The sequence below is a fragment of the Methylococcus sp. EFPC2 genome, from assembly GCF_016925495.1.
Lineage (GTDB): Bacteria > Pseudomonadota > Gammaproteobacteria > Methylococcales > Methylococcaceae > EFPC2.
In genome coordinates, this window is sequence record NZ_CP070491.1 from 1,053,838 (window position 1) to 1,072,578 (window position 18,741).

An 18,741-nucleotide genomic window follows, 5' to 3' on the forward strand; every position below is an offset into this window, starting at 1 on the left:
CGATGAAGTTCCGCACCTTGCTGTGGGCCAGCTTGGCGTGGCCTTTGGGGGCATTGGCCCAGGATAATGGCGAGCGGGCGTCGTTGGAGCAACTGATTCAGGAAGCGCGGGCGCACAACCCGGACATCATGGCCGGACGCCAGCGCTGGGAGTCCGGCAAGGCGGTCATCCCCCAGGTTCAGACCCTGCCCGATCCCAAGGTGCTCCTCGGCTACCGGGACATGACTCCGAACCGGGAAGTGATGTATGGCATGAGCCAGGAAGTGCCGTTTCCGGGCAAACTCCGGCTCAAGGGCGAGATCGCCACGCGTGATGCGGAGCGCATGGAGCAGGATTACCTGGCAACGCAATTGGCCGTCATCGCCCGCCTCAAGGAGTCGTTCTACGACCTGCACTTTGTTCACGATTCCATCAATGTGCTTGGGCGGACCAAGCAGTTGCTGGAGGAATTCGAGGACACGGCCCAGTCCCGCTACTCGGTCGGCCAGGCGGCCCAGCAGGATGTGTTGCGGGCGCAGACCGAGATTTCGCGTCTCCTGGCGCGCCTGGCTTCGCTGGAACAGAAGCGGCAGTCCCTCCACGCCGACATCAACCGGATTCTCAACCGGTTGCCCAATGACCCGCTCGCTCCGCCGGGCGAAATTGAGTTCACGCCCCTGCGCCATTTACCCGCCGAACTGAACGCGCTGCTGGATCAGTCCTCGCCCTTGCTGCATGGCCAGCAGAAAACCCTGGAGCGCGGCGATCAGTCCATTGCCCTGGCCAAGCGGGAGTATTACCCGGACTTCGAACTGGACGCGCGGGGACTGCACGACAATGCCATGAAGACCGATGGCTACCAGGTGATGCTCAACGTCAAAGTGCCCCTCTACTTCGCTACCAAGCAGCGGGAAGGCGTGAATGAGGCGGTGGCCGGGCGCGAAGCCTCGTTCCAGGATTTGCAGGCGCTGCGTCAGGAACTGCTGTCCCGCATCCGCGACAACCTGGCCCAGGCCGAACGCGCGGAAAAGCTGGTCAAGCTGTTGAAGGACGCCATCGTCCCGCAATCGCGCCTTACCCTGGCCTCGGCCCAGGCCAGCTACGCCGTGGGCAAGGTGGATTTCCTGACCCTGCTCAATAGCCTGCTGACCCTGCAGGAAAACGAACTGGAATTTCACAGCGAACTGGCCGAACACGAGAAGGCCCTGGCCCGACTGGAAGGCATCCTCGGAGAAACGCCATGAGCACGCGATTGCGCGACCTACTTCTGGGTGCGGCACTGGGAATCCTGGTAAGCCTGGTCGCCTTCCTTGTCCTGCGGCAACAGCCTCCGGCATCCATGCCTTCATCGTCCCCGCCGCTCGAAGCATCGGCTCACAAGGCAGATGACGGAACGGTCGGAACTCAGGCGGTGGCAGAAGAACACGCAGCCCATAGGCAGTTGCCGTCGCCCTCCGCGGAACATTCCATGGTTATCAGCCCGGAAAGGCTGCAATCCATAGGCGTCAAGTTCGAACCCGCAGTTAGGCGGCCCCTGGAGCGAGCGATCCGCACCGTAGGCCGGGTGGAAGTCGACGAGCGCCAAGTTTCCCGTGTCACCATCAAGCTGGAAGGATGGATAGACAAGTTATTCGTGAATTACACGGGTGCACAGGTCAAACAGGGCCAAGTGCTATTCACGCTCTATAGCCCGGAATTGTTGGCTACCCAGGAAGAATACCTGATCGCCTTGCGCAGCAGCCGGACGCTGGGGAAGAGCGAGTTTCCGGAAGTCGCCGCCGGTGCCAAAGCACTGCTGGAGGCATCACGTCGTAGACTGTTGCTTTGGAACATCGAGGAAAGCCATATCCACGATCTGGAGCGCACCGGGAAGGTGCTGACCACCTTGCCGATCCACGCGCCCCGCAGTGGCACGGTGATCAACAAGATGGCCGTGGAAGGTTTGCAGACCAAACCGGGAGACGAGTTGTACACCATCGCCGACCTGTCACGCATCTGGATCGTCGGCGATATCTACGAGTACGAGATGCCCCTCATCGCCATCGGCCAGACCGCCAACGTGAGCTTATCCTATGCACCGGATGCGCCACTGCAGGCGCGCATCGGCTTTATCTATCCCACGGTCGATCCGCAGACTCGCACTGCCAAGGTCCGCTTTGAACTGGATAATCCGGGCGAGCGGCTCAAACCGGGCATGTACACCAACCTGGAACTGAAGGTTCCGCTAGGGCTTAGGCTGGCCGTGTCCAAGGATGCGATCCTGGAGTCCGGTGAGCGGCAGATCGTTTTTATCCATCTCGGCGGCGGCCGGCTGGAATGGCGCAATGCCAAAGTTGGCCTGCGCAGCGGGGACTGGGTGGAACTCCTGGAGGGCGTACAGGAAGGCGAGCATGTGGTGACCTCGGCCAACTTCCTCATCGACTCCGAAAGCCAACTGAAGGCGGCGGTCGGCGGCATGCCGGGCATGAAGCACTAATCATTAACCATAGAGAACTTCAATATGACTGGTTGTTGTGATCAGGGTTGTTCATTAGATCGGATGCGAGAGCAACAGCGCGGAACGCTACAGATCGTTCTCGGTATCAATGCCGCGATGTTTCTGGTCATCGTTGCCGCAGCCTTGTATGGCCAATCATCCGCCCTGTTATCCGATAGTCTCGACAATCTTGGAGACGCGTTGACCTATGGTCTCAGTCTTTACGCGGTTTCAAGGGAGCCTCTCGTCAAGGCCAAAGTAGCCTTATTCAAGGGCGGACTCATTTTTCTAGCCGCTTGCGCCGTGGCGGCTCAAGTGGCGTTCAAACTGCTTGAGCCCACCGTCCCCCTCTTCGAGGTCATGGGCACGTTCAGTCTGCTTGGCCTTGCCGCCAACTCCCTTTGCCTGTTCCTGCTATGGCGTCATCGGCGTGACGACGTGAACATGAGTTCAGTGTGGGAGTGTTCGCGAAACGACATCGCGTCGAATTTGTCCGTTTTTGTCGCGGCCGGCGCGGTCTGGTTTACCGGCTCAGGTTGGCCCGATCTGGTCGTCGCCTCCTGTCTCGCGCTGCTCCTGATGCGCTCCGCCCTTGGCGTCATAGCCGCCGCAAAGGCGGAGATGAGAGCGGCAAGTTAACGCTAATGCGAACCTTCGCATCGGAACAATGAGGTAACCGTGTGGTAGAAAAACTCATCGAGTTCTGCGCCAAGAACCGCTTCATCGTCTTTCTTCTGGTCTTCGGTCTGGCCGCTGGCGGCTTGTGGGCTATGAAGAACACCCCCATCGATGCCCTGCCGGATTTGTCCGACACCCAAGTCATCATCTATACCCAGTGGCCGGGCCGCTCGCCGGACCTGATGGAAGACCAGATCACCTATCCCATCATCACCGCCCTGCTGTCCGCACCCAATGTGACGGTGGTGCGGGGGTTCTCGGACTTCGGCTACTCCTACGTCTATGTGCTATTCAAGGACGGCACCGACATCTATTGGGCGCGGTCCCGCGTTTTGGAATATATGAACCAGTTGTCCGGCAAACTGCCGGAAGGCGTGACGCCGCAGCTCGGGCCGGACGCCACGGCGGTCGGCTGGGTGTTTCAGTATGCGCTGGTGGATACGACGGGACAGCAGGATTTGGCTTCGCTCCGCTCGTTCCAGGACTGGTATCTGCGCTACTGGCTCCGCGCCGTGGACGGCGTTGCCGAAGTCGCCAGTGTCGGCGGCTTCGTACGTCAGTACCAGATCAATCTCGATCCCACCAAGGTGCTGGCTTACCGACTCAACCTGAATGAGATCGTCGACAAGGTGCGCCAAAGCAACCTCGACGTAGGCGGGCGAGTCGTCGAATTCTCCGGCATCGAGTACATGATCCGCGGGCGCGGCTACATCAAATCCACCGCTGACATCGAGCAAATCGCCGTGGGCGTGAACCTGAACGGCACTCCCATCCTGCTGCGCGATGTCTCGACGGTTAGTTTGGGGCCCGACATGCGGCGCGGTATCGCGGAACTGGACGGTCAAGGCGAGGCGGTGGGCGGCGTCGTCATCATGCGCTTCGGCCAGGATACCCTGGAGGTAATTGATCGCATCAAGGCCAAACTCAAGGAGATCGAGCCGTCCCTGCCCGCCGGCGTCAAGATTGTCAATGCCTACGACCGTAGCGACCTGATCAAAGAGGCTGTTTCCACCGCCAATGAAAACCTGATCGAGGAGTTGATCACGGTCAGCGTCTTGATCATCGTCTTCCTGCTGCATTTCCGCTCCGCCCTGATACCCATCATCACCTTGCCCATCGCCATCCTGATCGCCTTCATCCCGATGTATTTTCTTGGGGTCGGCATGAACATCATGTCCATTGGCGGCATCATCGTCGCCGTCGGCGACATGGTGGACGCCTCCATCGTCATGGTCGACAACGCCCACCGGCGCTTGGAAGAATGGGAGCGTAATGGCCGGGTGGGCGACCGTAACCGGGTCCTCATCGATTCCGCCAAAGAGGTCGGTCCGCCTATTTTCGCTTCGCTGCTAGTGATCGCTATTGCCTTCATGCCGGTCTTCACCTTGGAGGGGCAGGAGGGCCGCATGTTCAAACCGCTGGCCTTGACCAAGAACCTGTCCATCGCCATGAGCGCAGTGCTGGCCGTGACGCTGATTCCGGCTCTGTTGTCCATTTTCATCCGGGGCCGGATCATCCCGGAGCAGCGCAACCCGGTCAGCCGCCTGCTGCAGTGGGCCTACGCGCCTATTCTGAGGCTTGCGCTGCGCTACCGAACAATACTGGTCGCACTTGCCATCTTGCTCATCGTCAGCATCGCTCTGCCGTATCAGCGCATGGGCTCGGAATTCATGCCGCCGCTGTACGAAGGCACGATCCTCTACATGCCAACCACGCTGCCGGGCATCTCGGTCACGGAAGCCGGGAAACTCCTGCAACAGATGGATCGAAAGCTCAAGGCGTTTCCCGAGGTCGAGCTGGTGTTCGGCAAATCCGGCCGAGCCGAGACGTCCACCGACCCGGCGCCCTTCTCCATGATGGAGGTGGTGGTCGAACTGAAACCCAAGGAGCAATGGCGTCCAGGCCTGAGTTACGAGGACCTGATCGCCGAGATGGATCGTGCCTTGCAGTTTCCAGGCGTGACCAATACCTGGTCCATGCCGATCAAGGCGCGCATCGACATGCTCACCACCGGTGTGCGTACTCCCGTGGGCATCAAGATATTCGGTCCAGACCTCAAAAAAATCGAGGAGATCGGCAAGGCCATCGAGATGATCGCCAAGGAAGTTCCCGGCACCCGCAGCGTTTACGCGGAACGGGTATCGGGCGGCTATTTTCTGGATTTCGTCATCAAGCGCGATGAGATTGCCCGCTATGGCTTTACCGTCATGGACGTGGGCAAGATCATCGAATCCGGCATCGGTGGAGAAAGTATCACCACCACCGTCGAAGGACGAGAGCGCTATCCGGTCAATCTGCGCTATCTGCGGGAGCTGCGTGACGACCTGGACAAGTTGGGCCGGTTGACGGTCAGCACGCCCAGTGGTGCACAGGTGCCCATCGCCCAGCTCGCGGAGCTGCGCATGGTCAGCGGCCCGGCGATGATCCGGGACGAGGACGGCATGCTGGCGGGATACGTCTATGTGGATATGGCCGGTCGGGACATCGGCGGTTATGTGGACGACTTGAAGCGCATCGTGAATGAAAAGATCGAACTGCCGGCCGGCTACACCTTGGCCTGGTCGGGGCAATACGAATTCATGGAGCGGGTGCAGCAGCGGCTCAAGATCTTCGTGCCCCTGACCCTGGCCATCATCTTCATCTTGTATTACTTCACCTTCCGTTCCGTAACAGAAACGCTGATGGTCATGCTGGGGGTGCCGTTGGCCTTGGTCGGCGGCGTATGGGTGCTCTATTGGCTAGGGTACAACATGAGCATCGCCGTATGGGTGGGGCTGATCGCCTTGGCCGGTGTCGCCGCCGAGACCAGCGCGGTGATGCTGTCTTATCTGGACGAAGCCGTGCGCCGCCGGCAGGAAGCGGGCAAGCTGAATTCACTGGCCGATCTGCTGGAAGCCGTGCACACCGGTGCCATGGAGCGCATCCGGCCGGTGATGATGACCGGACTGGCCAACATCGTCGGCTTATTTCCGGTCATGCTGGCGACCGGTACCGGCGCCGACGTGATGAAGCGCCTGGCGGCGCCGATGATCGGCGGGATCGGCTCGGCCATGCTGCTGACGCTGCTGGTGATACCGGCGCTTTACGTGATTTGGCGTTGGCACAGGGACATCAAGTTAATTGCGTATGAGGAGACGGGTTAACTGCTTGTCACCTGAAACTTTTATCAACCTTGTCTCGACTGCGAGGTAAATCCTCATGATTGTTATCGAAAAGTTCATGGAATGGCTTTCTGACAGACAGCGTTTTTTCCTGGGGTTTCTTGGCTGTGTCGCCATGGAACTCTCGGCGGTGTACTTCCAGTTCGTGGTGGGGCTGGAGCCGTGTCCGCTCTGCATTACGCAGCGGATGATCATCTTTGTGGCCGCCGTGGTGTTTCTGGTTGCCGCAATCCATAACCCTGAACGCGCCGGTGTTCGCGTTTACTCAGGCCTTGGACTTCTTGTCACGATGTTTGGGTTTGGGGTTGCCACTTACCACTTTGTGATCCAGCTCCTACCCAATAACGAACTTGCCAGTTGCGGACCGGGTGCCTCCTACATCCTCAAACACATGGATCTCGCTAATGCCATTCGCATGTTCCTCACGGGAACCGGCGATTGCAGACAAATTGTCTGGTCGTTGTTCGGATTGAGCATGCCTTTCTGGGTTGCGTTGTGTTTCACGGGACTGATAGCGCTTTGCATCATTCAGCTCATATCGAGTCGTCGAGTCAGAAAATAGTGGTTCGTTCTAGGTGAATTCCCAGTTCCATTGCCGTGAATCGCGCTGGAAAGGCGAACGGCAAAAGCAAAGAGGAGAGTGAAACATGACAATCCATTGGCATAAGTCGATAGCAATCGCCTGTTTAATCGGTATTCCTTGGTTGCTGGCTGGATGTGCGGTTACCCAGCCCGCATTCTACCGAGCCCCCGATTTCAAGCCGGAATCCATAATTCAAATTGCTCTACTGCCAGCGGTTGATGCGCGAATCGACAAAACCGTTGCGGTAAATCTTGAAGATAGGTTACGCAAAGTGGCGGCAAAGATTCTTAAGAGAAAGGGATACGCGGTACTCCTGAGTGACGCCACGCGCGAAACCGCTGAACTGACGAACGATAAGCTGCGCGCCGCTGACCCGGCCTTGATCAAACGCCTCGGCCCACCCGAAGCACGCTGGATCATGGTCTTAGCCCTTATTGACCTAAACGTGAGTGGCAATGCCGACAAGGCGGAGGTGTCAGGTTTTCTCTATGACAAGGAGAAGGGCACGCGCCTATGGCGGGACACGAGTATTTGTGTGGTCGGACGAGAGGGCGGGATATTCGGAATGCTAACAAATGAGAAAAGGGGCAATACGGCTATTTGGGCTGCGGGAGACCAATTATTATTGAGCATTCCTGAACGGGGTAAATAAGGCGCAGTTTAAGACAGATGCTCGAGATCGTTATCCTTAATAACGGGGATGCTAACTTCAGGTAATTAGGAGGCTCGATGCGTAGTTGCTGCAAACAAGTGAGAGACTTTGTCCAGTTCGGTAAGAAGTTGCACGGGGAAACCGCAAAACTCCTCGAACAAATAAATGAGCAGGCAGATCTGGAGCGAGTCCAAATGCTGCTCGACTACCTTGCGAGACATGAACATCTTCTGGAGGAGGCATTGGTCCGGTTCGAGAAGGATTCACGGAGCGGCATTTTGGAGGCTTGGCTAGAATATTCCCCCGATTTGGACATTGAAGCCGCAATGGCTAAATGCGTCATTCCGGACCATCCAACATACGACGATGTTGTTCGCATCACACTCGATTTTGATCAGACCTTGGTGGAGCTTTATCGTGAGGTAGCCGAGAAGGTAAATGATTACAAGGTCAAGGAAGTATTCAGTAATCTCTTGAGATTGGAGGAGCGAGAAACGACCCAGCTAACCCGGGCGGTGATGAGCTTCGCAGATATTTAACCTCCCTGGTCACAGCGCAGGCTATCAAGCATCACCGTGGATAAAGCAACGAAGGTCGATAACGTCAGAGAGGATTCGGAAGCGGCACTGGCCACAAGTCGGCTCATTCACCGAAAAATCCTGACTCAGCTGTTTCTGGGATGGTTGTTCCTCTGCGCAGCGATAGGCGGTACCGTCACATGGCTTGAGGTCAATCGCATCCAGCAATTCGTGCACGAACTCGCGCTTAGGGAATCCTCGACCTTCAGCGGAGAATCCGCACACAATCTTGAACGGCTCGACCTCGCTTCCCACCAACATCTGACGAAGTTGGCGCAGCAACTGGTTAATCAACACTTTCTCGTAGTCGAGCTGTATGATGCCAACGAACAACTCCGGCTTGAAGCCGTTCGGCAAGGCCAAGAGGTCGCCGAACAAGACATCGATCGTTATCTCCACCGATTTCCAGAGGTCGGAGACTTTTCCCACGAGTTCCACCTCATTCGCGGCAAATTGCTGCTGGTCATCCTAGTTCCGCTGAAAGGCGCCGAAGATGCGTTGAGCGGTTATTTCGAGGGTATTTATCAGGTCGATCGAGAAACACTCGACTCGATCAAGAACGATCTGCTGCGTACGTTGCTGTTTGTCACCCTCGGCATCACCTTTACCACCCTGCTGATGTATCCCATCATCCTGACGCTCAACCGGGGACTGATCAAACTGTCCGGCGATTTGCTGAGGGGCAATCTGGAATTGATGAATGTGCTCGGTTGTGCCATTGCCGAACGCGACTCTGATACCAACAGCCACAACTATCGTGTGACCTATTACGCGCTGCGGCTGGGCGAAGCGATCGGGCTTTCCCCTGAAAACATGCGCGGCCTGATTGTCGGGGCCTTCTTGCACGATGTCGGCAAGATCGGCATCCGCGACCCGATCCTGCTCAAGCCGGGCAAGCTGACCTCGGAAGAGTTCGAGGTCATGAAGACTCACGTGTCGTTGGGCGTGGATATTCTGAGCAAGTCGAGTTGGCTCAGCGGAGCGCGGGATGTAGTCGAATTTCACCACGAGAGATACGACGGCGCCGGCTACCCGCAGGGGCTCAAGGGTGAAGCGATTCCCCTGAACGCGCGGATATTCGCCATCGCGGATGTGTTCGACGCCCTGACCTCCAAACGCCCCTACAAGGAATCGTGGCCTGTGCTTGAGGCCATCGTCACGCTCGAACGGGACAGCGGCAGTCACTTCGACCCACAGTTGGTGAGGGTTTTTTCGACGATCGCGCTCGATCTCTATAGGGAGATGAGTTGCATTGAGGAACACAGGATGGAGGCGATGCTGCAGCGCCGCATCGCCGACTATTTCTTGGCTACCGCCATCGACAACCGTGCCAAGGCGCGCGGTAAATCATTAGACCTCGGGGAGGATTTGAAAATGGCAACGACCATCGAACCATCCACCGCGAAATCGTCGCTTTACACCTGCCCGATGCATCCGGAAATCAGGGAGTCCAAGCCCGGCAGTTGTCCCAAGTGCGGAATGGCCTTGGAGAAAATCGCCGGGCCGGTAGCCGATTCTCGAACCGAATACGTTTGCCCCATACACCCGGAGGTGGTCCGCGAAGGACCGGGGAACTGCCCCATCTGCGGCATGGCCTTGGAACCGCGAAGTGCAGAATTTGAAACAGAAGACCGCGAGCTCAAGGATATGTCGCGGCGCTTTTGGGTGAGCGCGGCGCTGTCCCTGCCGTTGTTCGTGCTCGCCATGGGCCACGACCTTTATCCGGCGGCACTGCCCGGCTTCCTGGACGCGCGCCTGCTGCCATGGCTTCAATTGGCGCTCGCCACGCCGGTGGTGCTGTGGGGCGGCTGGCCGTTCTTCGCGCGCGGCTGGGTCTCCCTGGTCAACCGCAGCCTCAACATGTTCACCCTGATCGCCTTGGGTATCGGCGTTGCATGGCTCTATAGCCTGGTGGCGACCTTGGCGCCCGGCCTGTTTCCGGCCACGCTGCATGGTGCCGAGGGCGTCGTGCCGATCTATTTCGAGGCCGCCGCGGTCATCACCACATTGGTGCTGCTGGGTCAGGTGCTGGAGTTGCGCGCCCGCAACCGTACCGGCGCCGCCATCAAAATGCTGCTGGGACTAGCCCCGAAGACTGCCCGGCGCGTGTTGGAAGACGGCAGCGAACGCGATGTGCCCCTGGAGCAGGTACAGCCGGGCCAGGTGTTGCGGGTGCGGCCCGGCGAGAAGATCCCCGCGGACGGAACGGTTCTGGAGGGTACCAGTGCCGTCGACGAATCCATGGTGACGGGTGAACCCATCCCTGTGGAAAAAACCGCCGGCAGCCGGCTGATCGGTGCCACGGTGAACGGAACCGGCAGCCTGTTGCTGCGCGCCGAGAAGGTCGGGGCCGACACTTTGCTGGCACAGATCGTCCACATGGTGGGGGAAGCACAGCGCAGCCGGGCGCCTATCCAGAAGCTCGCGGATACGGTGGCCGGTTATTTCGTCCCGGCCGTGGTGGCGATTGCCGTCACCACGCTGATCGCCTGGTGGGTCTGGGGGCCGGAACCTCGCCTTGCCCACGGCATCGTCAACGCCGTGGCCGTGCTCATCATCGCCTGCCCCTGTGCGTTGGGCCTGGCGACGCCCATGTCCATTATGGTGGGGACCGGGCAAGGCGCCCTGGCGGGTGTGCTGATCAAGAACGCCGAGGCACTGGAAGTGCTGGAAAACATCGACACTCTGGTGGTGGACAAGACCGGCACCCTCACCGAGGGGAAGCCGAGGCTGGTCTCCGTGGTCCCCACGGAAGGTACCGATGAAGCGGACCTGCTGCTCCTGGCAGCCGGCCTGGAAAGGGGCAGCGAACACCCCCTGGCGGCGGCCATCCTCCAAGCGGCGGATGAGCGTGGGCTCCGGCCCGCCGCCGTGGAGGACTTTCGGTCCCTGACCGGCCGGGGCGTGACCGGCCAGGTGGAAGGCCATTCCGTCGCGCTGGGCAATCCCTTGCTCATGGGCGAGCTGGGCGTCGAAATCACCAGCCTGGCCGATATGGCGGAATCCCTGCGGCAGGAAGGGCAAACGGTGATGCTGGTAGCGGTGGACGGCCGGCTGGCCGGCCTGCTGGGCGTCGCCGATCCCATCAAGGCTTCCACGCCGGAAGCCATTGCAGACCTGCACGGGGAAGGCCTGCTGATCGTCATGCTGACCGGGGACCACCGGATTACCGCCGAGGCTGTGGGACGCCGCCTGGGGATAGATCGGATCGAGGCGGAAGTGTTGCCCGACCGGAAGGCCGAGACGGTCAAGCGATTGCAGGGCGAAGGCCGTAAGGTCGCCATGGCGGGCGACGGCATCAACGACGCCCCGGCGCTGGCCCAGGCCGAGGTGGGCATCGCCATGGGAACCGGGACCGACGTGGCCATAGAGAGCGCCGGCGTGACCCTGGTGAAGGGCGACCTCAACGGCATCCTGCGGGCGGTGCGGCTGAGCCGGGCGACCATGCGCAACATCCGCCAGAATTTGTTCTTCGCCTTCATCTACAACATGCTGGGCGTGCCCATTGCCGCCGGCCTGCTCTACCCCTGGTTCGGCCTCCTGCTGTCGCCCATGATCGCCGCGGCGGCCATGAGCTTCAGTTCGGTGTCGGTGATTGCCAATGCATTGAGATTAAAGCGCACCATCCTGTGATTGAGGCCGGTAGCCTCTCCTTGCAATCAGTCTGCCCACTATGCTGACAGGAGTCTCCCGCTACAGTAGTGACAAGAGTTTTGCCGTGATTGGTCAAAACCGCGACGTTGTGCTGGTGATGGCTGCCGGGTTACTGCTTGGCGCATTTGTGGGGGGCAGTTGCTCGGGATGATTCCGGGAGCCGCGCTGCAGCCACTCCTAGCCTTGATACTGGTAATCTCGGCGGTAAAGGTCTGGCGACATGGCTGAAATCAGCTTCTGGCGCAACATGATTTCTCCTGTTGAATAGGCGGACACTTGACCGAGCCATAGGAGCAGAACACGCAGCAATCACCCGGTTTCGGTTTCAGCAGTGCGTGGCAGGCCTCGCATTCGTAAAACCACTGACACGCGTCGGTGGGCATGCGTTCGGTCTTGGCGTGCCCGCAGTGCGGACAGGTCAGGGTCGAATCGAGAATTACCCGGCTCATTGCCTGCTCTCCAGGAGGTTCGACGGATAGCCTGCGTCGATGGTTGCCTGGATCAGCTTGGCTGTTGCCGTTCGGGTGTCATCGAATGTCACCGTGGCTTGTTTCCTCTCGAGATCGATCGTGACAGCCGTAATGCCCTCGACCTTCTCCAGCGCTTTCTTGATCGTGATCGGACAGGCGGCGCAATTCATGCCGGGGACGGACAAGATGACGCTCCGCTGCGTGGCCCATACGTCGGACAGGCTTGCGATCAAAAGCATGGCGATGATCATGGACTTCATCACGGGACCTCAATAGAACCAGCGGGCGTACCAGGGAAAGGCCAGCAGCCCAACGAGCGGGATGCTGACCCACCAGAAAACGAGCCGTTGCCGCCGCCGAACACGCGGATCCGCGCAGGGCATGCCCGGCTCACACGCCTCGGCGGCGCGATAGAGCTTGCGCCCGGCCAGGACGATCAGACCCAAGGCCAACAGAACGAAGAGCGGACGAACCGGCTCCAGTTTCGTCAGAATCGCCATCCACGCGCCTCCGATCCCAAGCGTTACCAGCACCAAGGGTGCTACGCAACACAATGACGCACCCACTGTCGCCAGTGCGCCGGCCAGCAAGGTCATGTTCGCATTCATTTCGCTACCCCACCGCGGAAACATGCGCGTAACATAAACTCCGTACCTGAGTACGGAGTCAAGCGTTCCATGTTGACCATTGCCAAGCTGGCCGCTGCGGCCGGCGTGAATGTCGAAACCATTCGTTTCTATCAACGCAAGGGCCTCATCCACGAGCCGCCAAGGCCTCTTGGCAGCGTGCGCCGCTACGGCGAGCGTGACGTGGCGCGCATCCGTTTTATCAGGGCCGCACAACGCATCGGCTTTACGCTCGTGGAAATCCGCCAATTGCTGCAGTTGGAAGATGGCACTCGCTGCGATGAAGCTCGACTCATCGCCGAGCACAAGCTGGCTGATATCAAAGCGAGAATGGCGGACTTGGCACGGATCGAAACCGCGCTGACCACCCTGATCGACTATTGCCGTGAGACCGAGGGCACGGTAGCTTGCCCATTGATCGCCTCGCTGCAAGGAGAATGAGGCGCGGCTCATGGCCAATTGGTAGCCCTGGAGACAGCCTGCCTCAGATTCTCTTCTGAGTGTGTGCCAAATAGACGTTCAGGGCGAACGCGAGCGCTACACCGGCAATCGGCATCACTTGTGGCGGCACGGGGAATGGAAAAGTCAGCCCGACCAAGAGGAGATATAGGATGCCGAACAGGGCGAAGAGGCTGTAGCGATGCGCCAACGGGCTGGAATAATCGAAGTTCGACTGCTTGATCCTGCGCCGCGCCAGGCCATCCGCGGCGAAAGGAACGATGGCGGCGAGCAGGAATGGCCACCAGGCCAGCAGCAGAAAGAATCGCCGGAGTGTCTGATGGACGCTGTCCCAAAGCACCTGAATCCGCCCCGCGATGAAGGGGAACAGGTTATCCCGTCCCACATCCTGAAAGCCCACGGAGCTCTGGCGTTCCTGTTCGCTGGGAATGAAATAGCGATACACGCTCTCCCGCGCGCCGGTGCGCACGAACAACCGGTCGAACCAGTTCTGGGCCGTTCGCCTGATTTCGGCATCCTTGGCCACCCCCAAATAGCGGACGATCATGGCGTCCTCGGTGCGTTGAACCGAACGCAGCCAGTCGACGGACACCAGAGCGGCGACGAAGAAGATTTCCAGCAGCCAGAGCATCAGGCTCAGCAAGATGCTACGCGGCATCCCTATCCTCGACCGGTCTAACCAGGATGTCTCGTAGACTCGCCGGGACCAACCATGGCATCAGTTCATCACTTGCCGCCGGCGCGGCTGGCAACTGCTTTTCCAGGCCCCGCATCAGCGTGTCGAGAAATACCTGCAAGCGATCCCGGTCCGAGCCGGCATGGCAGTTTATGGCGCCGCGGTAGGCATGGAGAGCGGCTGACAGGCTGTTTTCGACCGCCTGGTGTCGACGTTCGGGATCGGGTACCCGCTGCGCCACGTAGTCAAGCGTATTGCGACACAGCTCCCGGGTGCCGGGCCAGTCGGTTTCGAGCACCGCGATGATCTTGCTCTCGCGGGCATGCTGGCTGCGCCATAACCAAAGCGGATCAGCGGTTTTTGAAGTTGGCTTGTGGTTGATCTTCATGTCATGAGGTCATGTGGCCATCGAGGCGCGAGCGCAGGACCGGCAGACGTCCCTTGACGATCCGTCCGCCGGAGAGCTTCGCGATATAGTGCAGGTCGGGCAACTGCCCGAGCAATTGCGGGGCGAACAGGTCGCCTTCCTCCTCCATCAGGCGTTCGCCGATGTTGCCGGAAAACACCGCCGGGTTGCTGGAATGGGTGGAGACGCCCTGGGTGCGCATGATGTATTTCAGCCGCGTCTTCGGCAGGTTGTCGGTGATGTACTCCTGGGTTTCCGCGTCCATCACGCGCAGTGCGATGAGGTTGTTGACGTTGCCCAGGATCTGGCGGGCCTTGGGCTCGGAGCCGGTGCGCGCCGAGAAGTCGGCGAAGGTCTGGGTGGCGATGAACAGCCTGAATTTCGCGCCGCGCCCCTTGTTCAGCAACTGGATGCACGGATCGTTGATGACCTCCGCCGCCTCGTCGACGAAGATGTTCACCGGCCGGTTGTTGACGCCGTAGTTGTAGCGATCGCCGGCCACCGAGGCCAAATCCGCCAGCAGGATGGAACCGATGGCGCTGCCGACCATGCCGTCGGACAGGGAGTCCAGGCCGATGTAGGCCACTTGGGCGTTGTTGATGATCCGCGCAGAATCGGTGATCGGACGACGGTCGTCCACGTCGCTCGGGTCCGGAGACAACAAGGGCCCGAGCGTGCCCGAGGTCAGCATGTTCATGATGGGCAGGAGCGAGGCCACCATCTTGCCGAAATGGGTGCGATCGTGTTCGAACATGGAAATCAGCCCTTCGAGATCCATGTTGGGATAATCGGCCTGGACTACATCCCGATAAAACCGGACCAGAGCGGCGGCCCTGTTGTCTGTATCCCGACCCTTGATGGCAACGCGGCCACGCCAAGTTTCCCCAAGGGCAAAATCGAAATACCGCTCCAGCGCACGGGCGACCAGCGTGCCCGGTCCGCCTTCCAAGTAGCGCCTGAGCTTGACCAGTGTCGGCCGTTGCTCGATGGCGAACAGTCCCTGCACGATGTTGTCGAGGGACTTCTGGCCGAAGGCTTTGAAGGGATCGGCGCCGTTGTCCCCCGGAATCACCGTGGCGATGCGGCTGGCCACCTCAGAAGAGCGATTGAAGTTGCGTAGGGGATCCAGCCGCACGCTGTCTTCCTGAAACGCCGGATGGAAATACACGAAGCGTTCCGGATGTCCGCTCAGCCGACAGGCGCGTTCGGCGCAGCACTTGAGATCCTTGTCGCCCTTGGGATCAATGATGATCACCGCCTCCTCGCGTAGTACCGCCTGAGTCACCAGGGTGTCGAACAGCCTCGTCTTGCCGGCGCCGGTGGTGCCGACGATCAGGGTATGACCCGCCGTATGGGCAATGGGCTGAAAGACTCCTTCTTCGCGGGTCTCCAGCCCGTGCACCCAGGTGGCGCCCATGCGCTCGTGATCGACCGGGACGATGGCGGAGGAATCGCGCTTGAGGATTTCGTAGGCGAGTTGGGCGTGCCGCTGGCCCCAATCGAATCCCCAGCCGAGCCAGAGCTTGTCCGGCTGCCGGCGCACCGTCCGTTCGAGTCTTTCGACATCCAGATATTCGAACGTGAATCGGTGGAGCCGCCGCTTGCGGTACCAGACGCCCACCGCCGCCGGCAACCGCCAGGCCGCCATGATTCCACACAGGATCATCAGCCAGAGAAATGGTGTCCAAGGGAGCCCTGACCAGCGCCTGGCGAGATAGGCCAGCGCGATTCCGCAGAGCCAGCCGGCAATGGCCTGAACCTCGAAGTTGGGCCGCCAGGGCAACTGGTAGTCGTAGTCGTTTTTCACATTAGCCTGCGACGTCCCTGCAGGCGATCAGCAACGTGTTGCCTTGCAGTTGGGCATCGGGATGACGGTGCAGCGCGATGATCAACCGTGAACGGGTGAGTTCCGGGTGCATCGCCACGTACCAGTCGAGGACGGTATTCGGCACGGACAGCCCTTCCGGCGTTTCCGTGATCGTACGCGGTACACCGTGGCGTTCCCGTATCCTCCGGATGAGATCCTCGGCCGAGCCCGGTTCGGACTCCCTGTCCAGAGGAAGCGAGGGACTTGCCGTTGGCGTCTTGGCGGGAGTCGCGGATCTCGCAGGCTCTCCAGTCGCCTGTTTGGTCTGTTCGGTTAACGTAGGTTTGATGAACCCGGCTTCAGGGCCAGGGTCGCCCTTCACCTGGCCCACTGCCGGTACCGCATTGTCCGGCTGACTGGCCGGGGCAGCCATTCTCGATTGCGCTTCATCCGGCGGCTTTCCAATGGTAGCCGCCGGGCCGTTGGGGATGGCAGCTGAAGTTGCCTTCGCGACTTCCGGTTCGCCCGCCAAGGCCAGCCAGCAGCGGCTCGCTTCCCGGTTCAGCAGAATGCCTCGTACGCCGTCGACCTCGCGCACCTTGCGCATCGGAGCGCGCATGTCGGTTTCGATCCAGCCAGCCGCCTCCAGGAATCGGAGTGACTCACCGGGATCCTGGCCGAGTCGCCGAGCCGTGCCCGGATGGGGAAGGAACACCGATCCGTTGATGATGCGAGGGGCAAGTTCCGGTGTTTCCCGACTGGTATGGATGGCAGCGCGCAGCCATTCGCCGGCCTGGCCCTGTGTGGCCAGCCACTCGGTGGCTTGCGCTTGAATTGTTGTCCGATAGCTGTCCTTTCCGGAGGATGCGTTAACTTCATCAGCCTGCACGGCACAAGCTTCGGATCGAGAGAGCTGGTTGTCTGGCTTGGATTTCGGCGTCTCGGCCGTTGCCGATTTTCGTGGCTTGCGCCGAATACCCGATTCTCCCACCGCGGTGCCATTGTCTGCGGAAGGATTAACCTCGCTCGGCAGGGCCGATGGGGTGGCAACAGCATCAGCTCGTCCATTTGGGTCGACGACTTCGGCCTTGGCATCCGACTTCGATTTCTCGGCTACCTCGGAAACAGGCGCCGAGTCAGCAACAGCACTCAGCGAAGTTGGCGCCATTGGAATGTTGGTGGTACCTGGTCTCGCGGCAAGGTCCGCTGCGTCCCTCTCGGACAGGACCGTTTCCCTTCCCGTTTCATCCAGCACACGGCCTTCGACGACGACGGGCGGCTCACCGCTGTAGATCAGCTCCGGCGTTGCCAGCCGGAGCATGTACAGCGCCATGTCCAGCTCAGCCGGCGCCATGCGCCAATAGCGAAAGCTTCTGCCGTCGGCGGTCATCCGCGGTAAGGCCAGCCCCCGCTCGATGAGGATGTCGGCCAGGGTGTCCGGATCTCTGGGGATACCCGGAATCCGGTCCTTGATCAGCAGTTCGCTGACTTCCTGCGCACCGGCCTTCCAGACCACGTGCAGTCCGTCGGCGAAACGCCAGACCCGCGCACCGCGGGTGTTGGCGGTCCACCGGCCGCCGCCGATCAGCCGCCGCATGGCATCGAGCAGGTATTTTTCCACCGGGACGCCCAGCGAGGTATCCACCGGGATGTGATTGGCCTTGAGGTCCCGTTCCACGCTCTTGCGATCGGCCTCCATGACCAGGGTATGAAACATCGCCCCGCGATCCACCCCGGCGATGGCCTCCAGCATGGCCTGCATGATTTCCGGGCCTGATTGGGTCAGATAGGACAGGCACTCGGGCGTCAGCACCCGTTCCGTCACCAGCACCGAAAACTGTTCGTGGCGTTGGTGGCGCTTGTCGCGCCAGCGCAGGAAATAGCGGTCCACGCCGTTCTTGGCGGCCCAGTCGGTCAGGTTCTCCAGATACGGATTCCATTGCGTCCTGCCGTCCCTGTCCAGGATGCAGAGATCGGACACCGGCTTGCCGATGTCGTGCAGCAGACCGGCCAGGCACATCGCCAAACGCCAGCGCGGTTCCTGGCCTTTACGCTCCAGGGGCGTCGAGCCGATGCCGAACAGGACGCCCTCGGACGCCATGACCGCCCAATAAGCCACTTCCAGCCCATGCCGGAACAAGCCGCCGGCGCCGCGGTGATGGTGGGCTTCCGAGGCCGGCAGCAGATGCGTGAAGGCGGCATAGCGGGCGATGACCGGCATGACCACGGTCTGAAACGCCTCGGCGGGCAGCGCCAGGGTATGGCGAATGGCGTCCAGCAACTCGGTCTGGGTGGCGAGAATGCGCTCGACGGAGGCGGCCGGCAGGCCTTTGGCGAAGGGGGGATAGCGTGGAATGTCCTCTTCGTCCGTCCGTGACGGCGTCGATTCGGCGACGGCTGCCAAGGTCGGAATAGCAGGCGGCTTGAATAGGGAGAACCAGGATTTCATCGCCGCATAGGGTGCCATCCGCGGAAGTTCTCTGCGGCCGAATAGATACTTCCGCCGACGAACCTTTCCGCACACCACCATCCTTTT

At 60.3% G+C, this 18,741-nt stretch carries 17 protein-coding genes; 9 read left to right on the forward strand and 8 right to left on the reverse strand.

Going from position 1 to position 18,741, the window contains the following annotated elements:
- Positions 1-2 precede the first annotated feature (2 nt).
- From JWZ97_RS04585 to JWZ97_RS04615, 7 genes are all read left to right on the forward strand, one after another.
- The gene (locus tag JWZ97_RS04585) at positions 3-1,223 is read left to right on the forward strand and encodes a TolC family protein (RefSeq protein WP_205433635.1); all 1,221 of its coding nucleotides are present in this window, start codon (positions 3-5) and stop codon (positions 1,221-1,223) included.
- Positions 1,220-2,455 carry an efflux RND transporter periplasmic adaptor subunit gene (locus tag JWZ97_RS04590; RefSeq protein ID WP_205433636.1) on the forward strand — a complete coding sequence of 412 codons (1,236 nt, stop codon included), beginning with the start codon at positions 1,220-1,222 and terminating at the stop codon, positions 2,453-2,455. The genes JWZ97_RS04585 and JWZ97_RS04590 overlap by 4 nt, the downstream gene beginning before the upstream one ends.
- 63 nt (positions 2,456-2,518) lie before the next feature.
- Positions 2,519-3,094: a cation transporter gene (locus tag JWZ97_RS04595; RefSeq protein ID WP_240342484.1), complete on the forward strand. Its 576-nt coding sequence runs from the start codon at positions 2,519-2,521 to the stop codon at positions 3,092-3,094.
- Positions 3,095-3,135: 41 nt separating this feature from the next.
- Positions 3,136-6,276, forward strand: a complete 3,141-nt coding sequence (locus JWZ97_RS04600; RefSeq protein ID WP_205433638.1) for an efflux RND transporter permease subunit — start codon at positions 3,136-3,138, stop codon at positions 6,274-6,276.
- 55 nt (positions 6,277-6,331) lie between these two features.
- The gene (locus tag JWZ97_RS04605) at positions 6,332-6,856 is read left to right on the forward strand and encodes a disulfide bond formation protein B (RefSeq protein ID WP_205433639.1); all 525 of its coding nucleotides are present in this window, start codon (positions 6,332-6,334) and stop codon (positions 6,854-6,856) included.
- Positions 6,857-6,941: 85 nt separating this feature from the next.
- The gene (locus JWZ97_RS04610) at positions 6,942-7,529 is read left to right on the forward strand and encodes a hypothetical protein (RefSeq protein ID WP_205433640.1); all 588 of its coding nucleotides are present in this window, start codon (positions 6,942-6,944) and stop codon (positions 7,527-7,529) included.
- Positions 7,530-7,723: 194 nt separating this feature from the next.
- Positions 7,724-8,068, forward strand: coding sequence for a hypothetical protein (locus JWZ97_RS04615; protein ID WP_205433641.1), 345 nt, complete (start codon positions 7,724-7,726; stop codon positions 8,066-8,068).
- A gap of 24 nt (positions 8,069-8,092) precedes the next feature.
- Here JWZ97_RS04615 and JWZ97_RS19965 read toward each other — a convergent pair whose 3' ends face one another.
- Positions 8,093-8,536, reverse strand: a complete 444-nt coding sequence (locus JWZ97_RS19965; RefSeq protein WP_240342485.1) for a hypothetical protein — start codon at positions 8,534-8,536, stop codon at positions 8,093-8,095.
- Positions 8,537-8,560: 24 nt separating this feature from the next.
- On the opposite strand from JWZ97_RS19965, the gene JWZ97_RS04625 reads away from it, so the two are divergent.
- On the forward strand, positions 8,561-11,740 hold the full coding sequence (locus JWZ97_RS04625) for a heavy metal translocating P-type ATPase (protein ID WP_371822592.1): 3,180 nt from the start codon (positions 8,561-8,563) through the stop codon (positions 11,738-11,740).
- Positions 11,741-11,991: 251 nt separating this feature from the next.
- Here the strand turns inward: JWZ97_RS04625 and JWZ97_RS19975 are convergent, their stop codons facing one another.
- The 3 genes from JWZ97_RS19975 to JWZ97_RS04635 are packed head-to-tail and all read right to left on the reverse strand — an operon-like array spanning position 11,992 to position 12,863.
- Complete coding sequence (locus JWZ97_RS19975; RefSeq protein ID WP_240342486.1) at positions 11,992-12,210, reverse strand: GDCCVxC domain-containing (seleno)protein; 219 nt, start codon at positions 12,208-12,210, stop codon at positions 11,992-11,994.
- Complete coding sequence (gene merP / locus JWZ97_RS04630; RefSeq protein ID WP_205433642.1) at positions 12,207-12,491, reverse strand: mercury resistance system periplasmic binding protein MerP; 285 nt, start codon at positions 12,489-12,491, stop codon at positions 12,207-12,209. Before merP ends, JWZ97_RS19975 begins: the two co-directional genes overlap by 4 nt.
- A gap of 9 nt (positions 12,492-12,500) precedes the next feature.
- Entirely contained in the window at positions 12,501-12,863 is a 363-nt protein-coding gene (locus tag JWZ97_RS04635) for a mercuric transporter MerT family protein (RefSeq protein WP_371822596.1), read from the reverse strand.
- 45 nt (positions 12,864-12,908) lie between these two features.
- On the opposite strand from JWZ97_RS04635, the gene merR reads away from it, so the two are divergent.
- The gene (merR, locus tag JWZ97_RS04640) at positions 12,909-13,298 is read left to right on the forward strand and encodes an Hg(II)-responsive transcriptional regulator (protein WP_205433644.1); all 390 of its coding nucleotides are present in this window, start codon (positions 12,909-12,911) and stop codon (positions 13,296-13,298) included.
- A 43-nt stretch (positions 13,299-13,341) separates the two neighbouring features.
- On the opposite strand, the gene JWZ97_RS04645 is transcribed toward merR, so the two are convergent.
- Genes JWZ97_RS04645 through mobH form a run of 4 tightly spaced genes read right to left on the reverse strand, consistent with a single transcriptional unit; the run spans position 13,342 to position 18,672 of the window.
- Positions 13,342-13,974, reverse strand: coding sequence for a DUF4400 domain-containing protein (locus JWZ97_RS04645; protein ID WP_205433645.1), 633 nt, complete (start codon positions 13,972-13,974; stop codon positions 13,342-13,344).
- Positions 13,964-14,380: a hypothetical protein gene (locus tag JWZ97_RS04650; RefSeq protein ID WP_205433646.1), complete on the reverse strand. Its 417-nt coding sequence runs from the start codon at positions 14,378-14,380 to the stop codon at positions 13,964-13,966. The genes JWZ97_RS04645 and JWZ97_RS04650 overlap by 11 nt, the downstream gene beginning before the upstream one ends.
- Before the next feature lies 1 nt (position 14,381).
- The gene (gene traD, locus JWZ97_RS04655; protein ID WP_205433647.1) at positions 14,382-16,205 is read right to left on the reverse strand and encodes a conjugative transfer system coupling protein TraD; all 1,824 of its coding nucleotides are present in this window, start codon (positions 16,203-16,205) and stop codon (positions 14,382-14,384) included.
- Position 16,206: 1 nt separating this feature from the next.
- Entirely contained in the window at positions 16,207-18,672 is a 2,466-nt protein-coding gene (mobH, locus tag JWZ97_RS04660; protein ID WP_205433648.1) for a MobH family relaxase, read from the reverse strand.
- Positions 18,673-18,741 lie beyond the last annotated feature (69 nt).

Excerpts from the sequence above, each read along its gene's own strand:
- JWZ97_RS04610 (WP_205433640.1), top strand. The coding sequence starts at position 6,942 with ATGACAATCCATTGGCATAAGTCGATAGCAATCGCCTGTTTAATCGGT.
- JWZ97_RS04595 (WP_240342484.1), top strand. The coding sequence starts at position 2,519 with ATGCGAGAGCAACAGCGCGGAACGCTACAGATCGTTCTCGGTATCAAT.
- JWZ97_RS04605 (WP_205433639.1), top strand. The coding sequence starts at position 6,332 with ATGATTGTTATCGAAAAGTTCATGGAATGGCTTTCTGACAGACAGCGT.
- JWZ97_RS04590 (WP_205433636.1), top strand. The coding sequence starts at position 1,220 with ATGAGCACGCGATTGCGCGACCTACTTCTGGGTGCGGCACTGGGAATC.
- JWZ97_RS19975 (WP_240342486.1), bottom strand. The coding sequence starts at position 12,210 with ATGAGCCGGGTAATTCTCGATTCGACCCTGACCTGTCCGCACTGCGGG.
- JWZ97_RS04650 (WP_205433646.1), bottom strand. The coding sequence starts at position 14,380 with ATGAAGATCAACCACAAGCCAACTTCAAAAACCGCTGATCCGCTTTGG.
- merP (WP_205433642.1), bottom strand. The coding sequence starts at position 12,491 with ATGAAGTCCATGATCATCGCCATGCTTTTGATCGCAAGCCTGTCCGAC.
- JWZ97_RS04585 (WP_205433635.1), top strand. The coding sequence starts at position 3 with ATGAAGTTCCGCACCTTGCTGTGGGCCAGCTTGGCGTGGCCTTTGGGG.
- JWZ97_RS04645 (WP_205433645.1), bottom strand. The coding sequence starts at position 13,974 with ATGCCGCGTAGCATCTTGCTGAGCCTGATGCTCTGGCTGCTGGAAATC.
- JWZ97_RS04615 (WP_205433641.1), top strand. The coding sequence starts at position 7,724 with ATGCTGCTCGACTACCTTGCGAGACATGAACATCTTCTGGAGGAGGCA.
- merR (WP_205433644.1), top strand. The coding sequence starts at position 12,909 with ATGTTGACCATTGCCAAGCTGGCCGCTGCGGCCGGCGTGAATGTCGAA.
- JWZ97_RS04635 (WP_371822596.1), bottom strand. The coding sequence starts at position 12,863 with ATGTTTCCGCGGTGGGGTAGCGAAATGAATGCGAACATGACCTTGCTG.
- mobH (WP_205433648.1), bottom strand. The coding sequence starts at position 18,672 with ATGGCACCCTATGCGGCGATGAAATCCTGGTTCTCCCTATTCAAGCCG.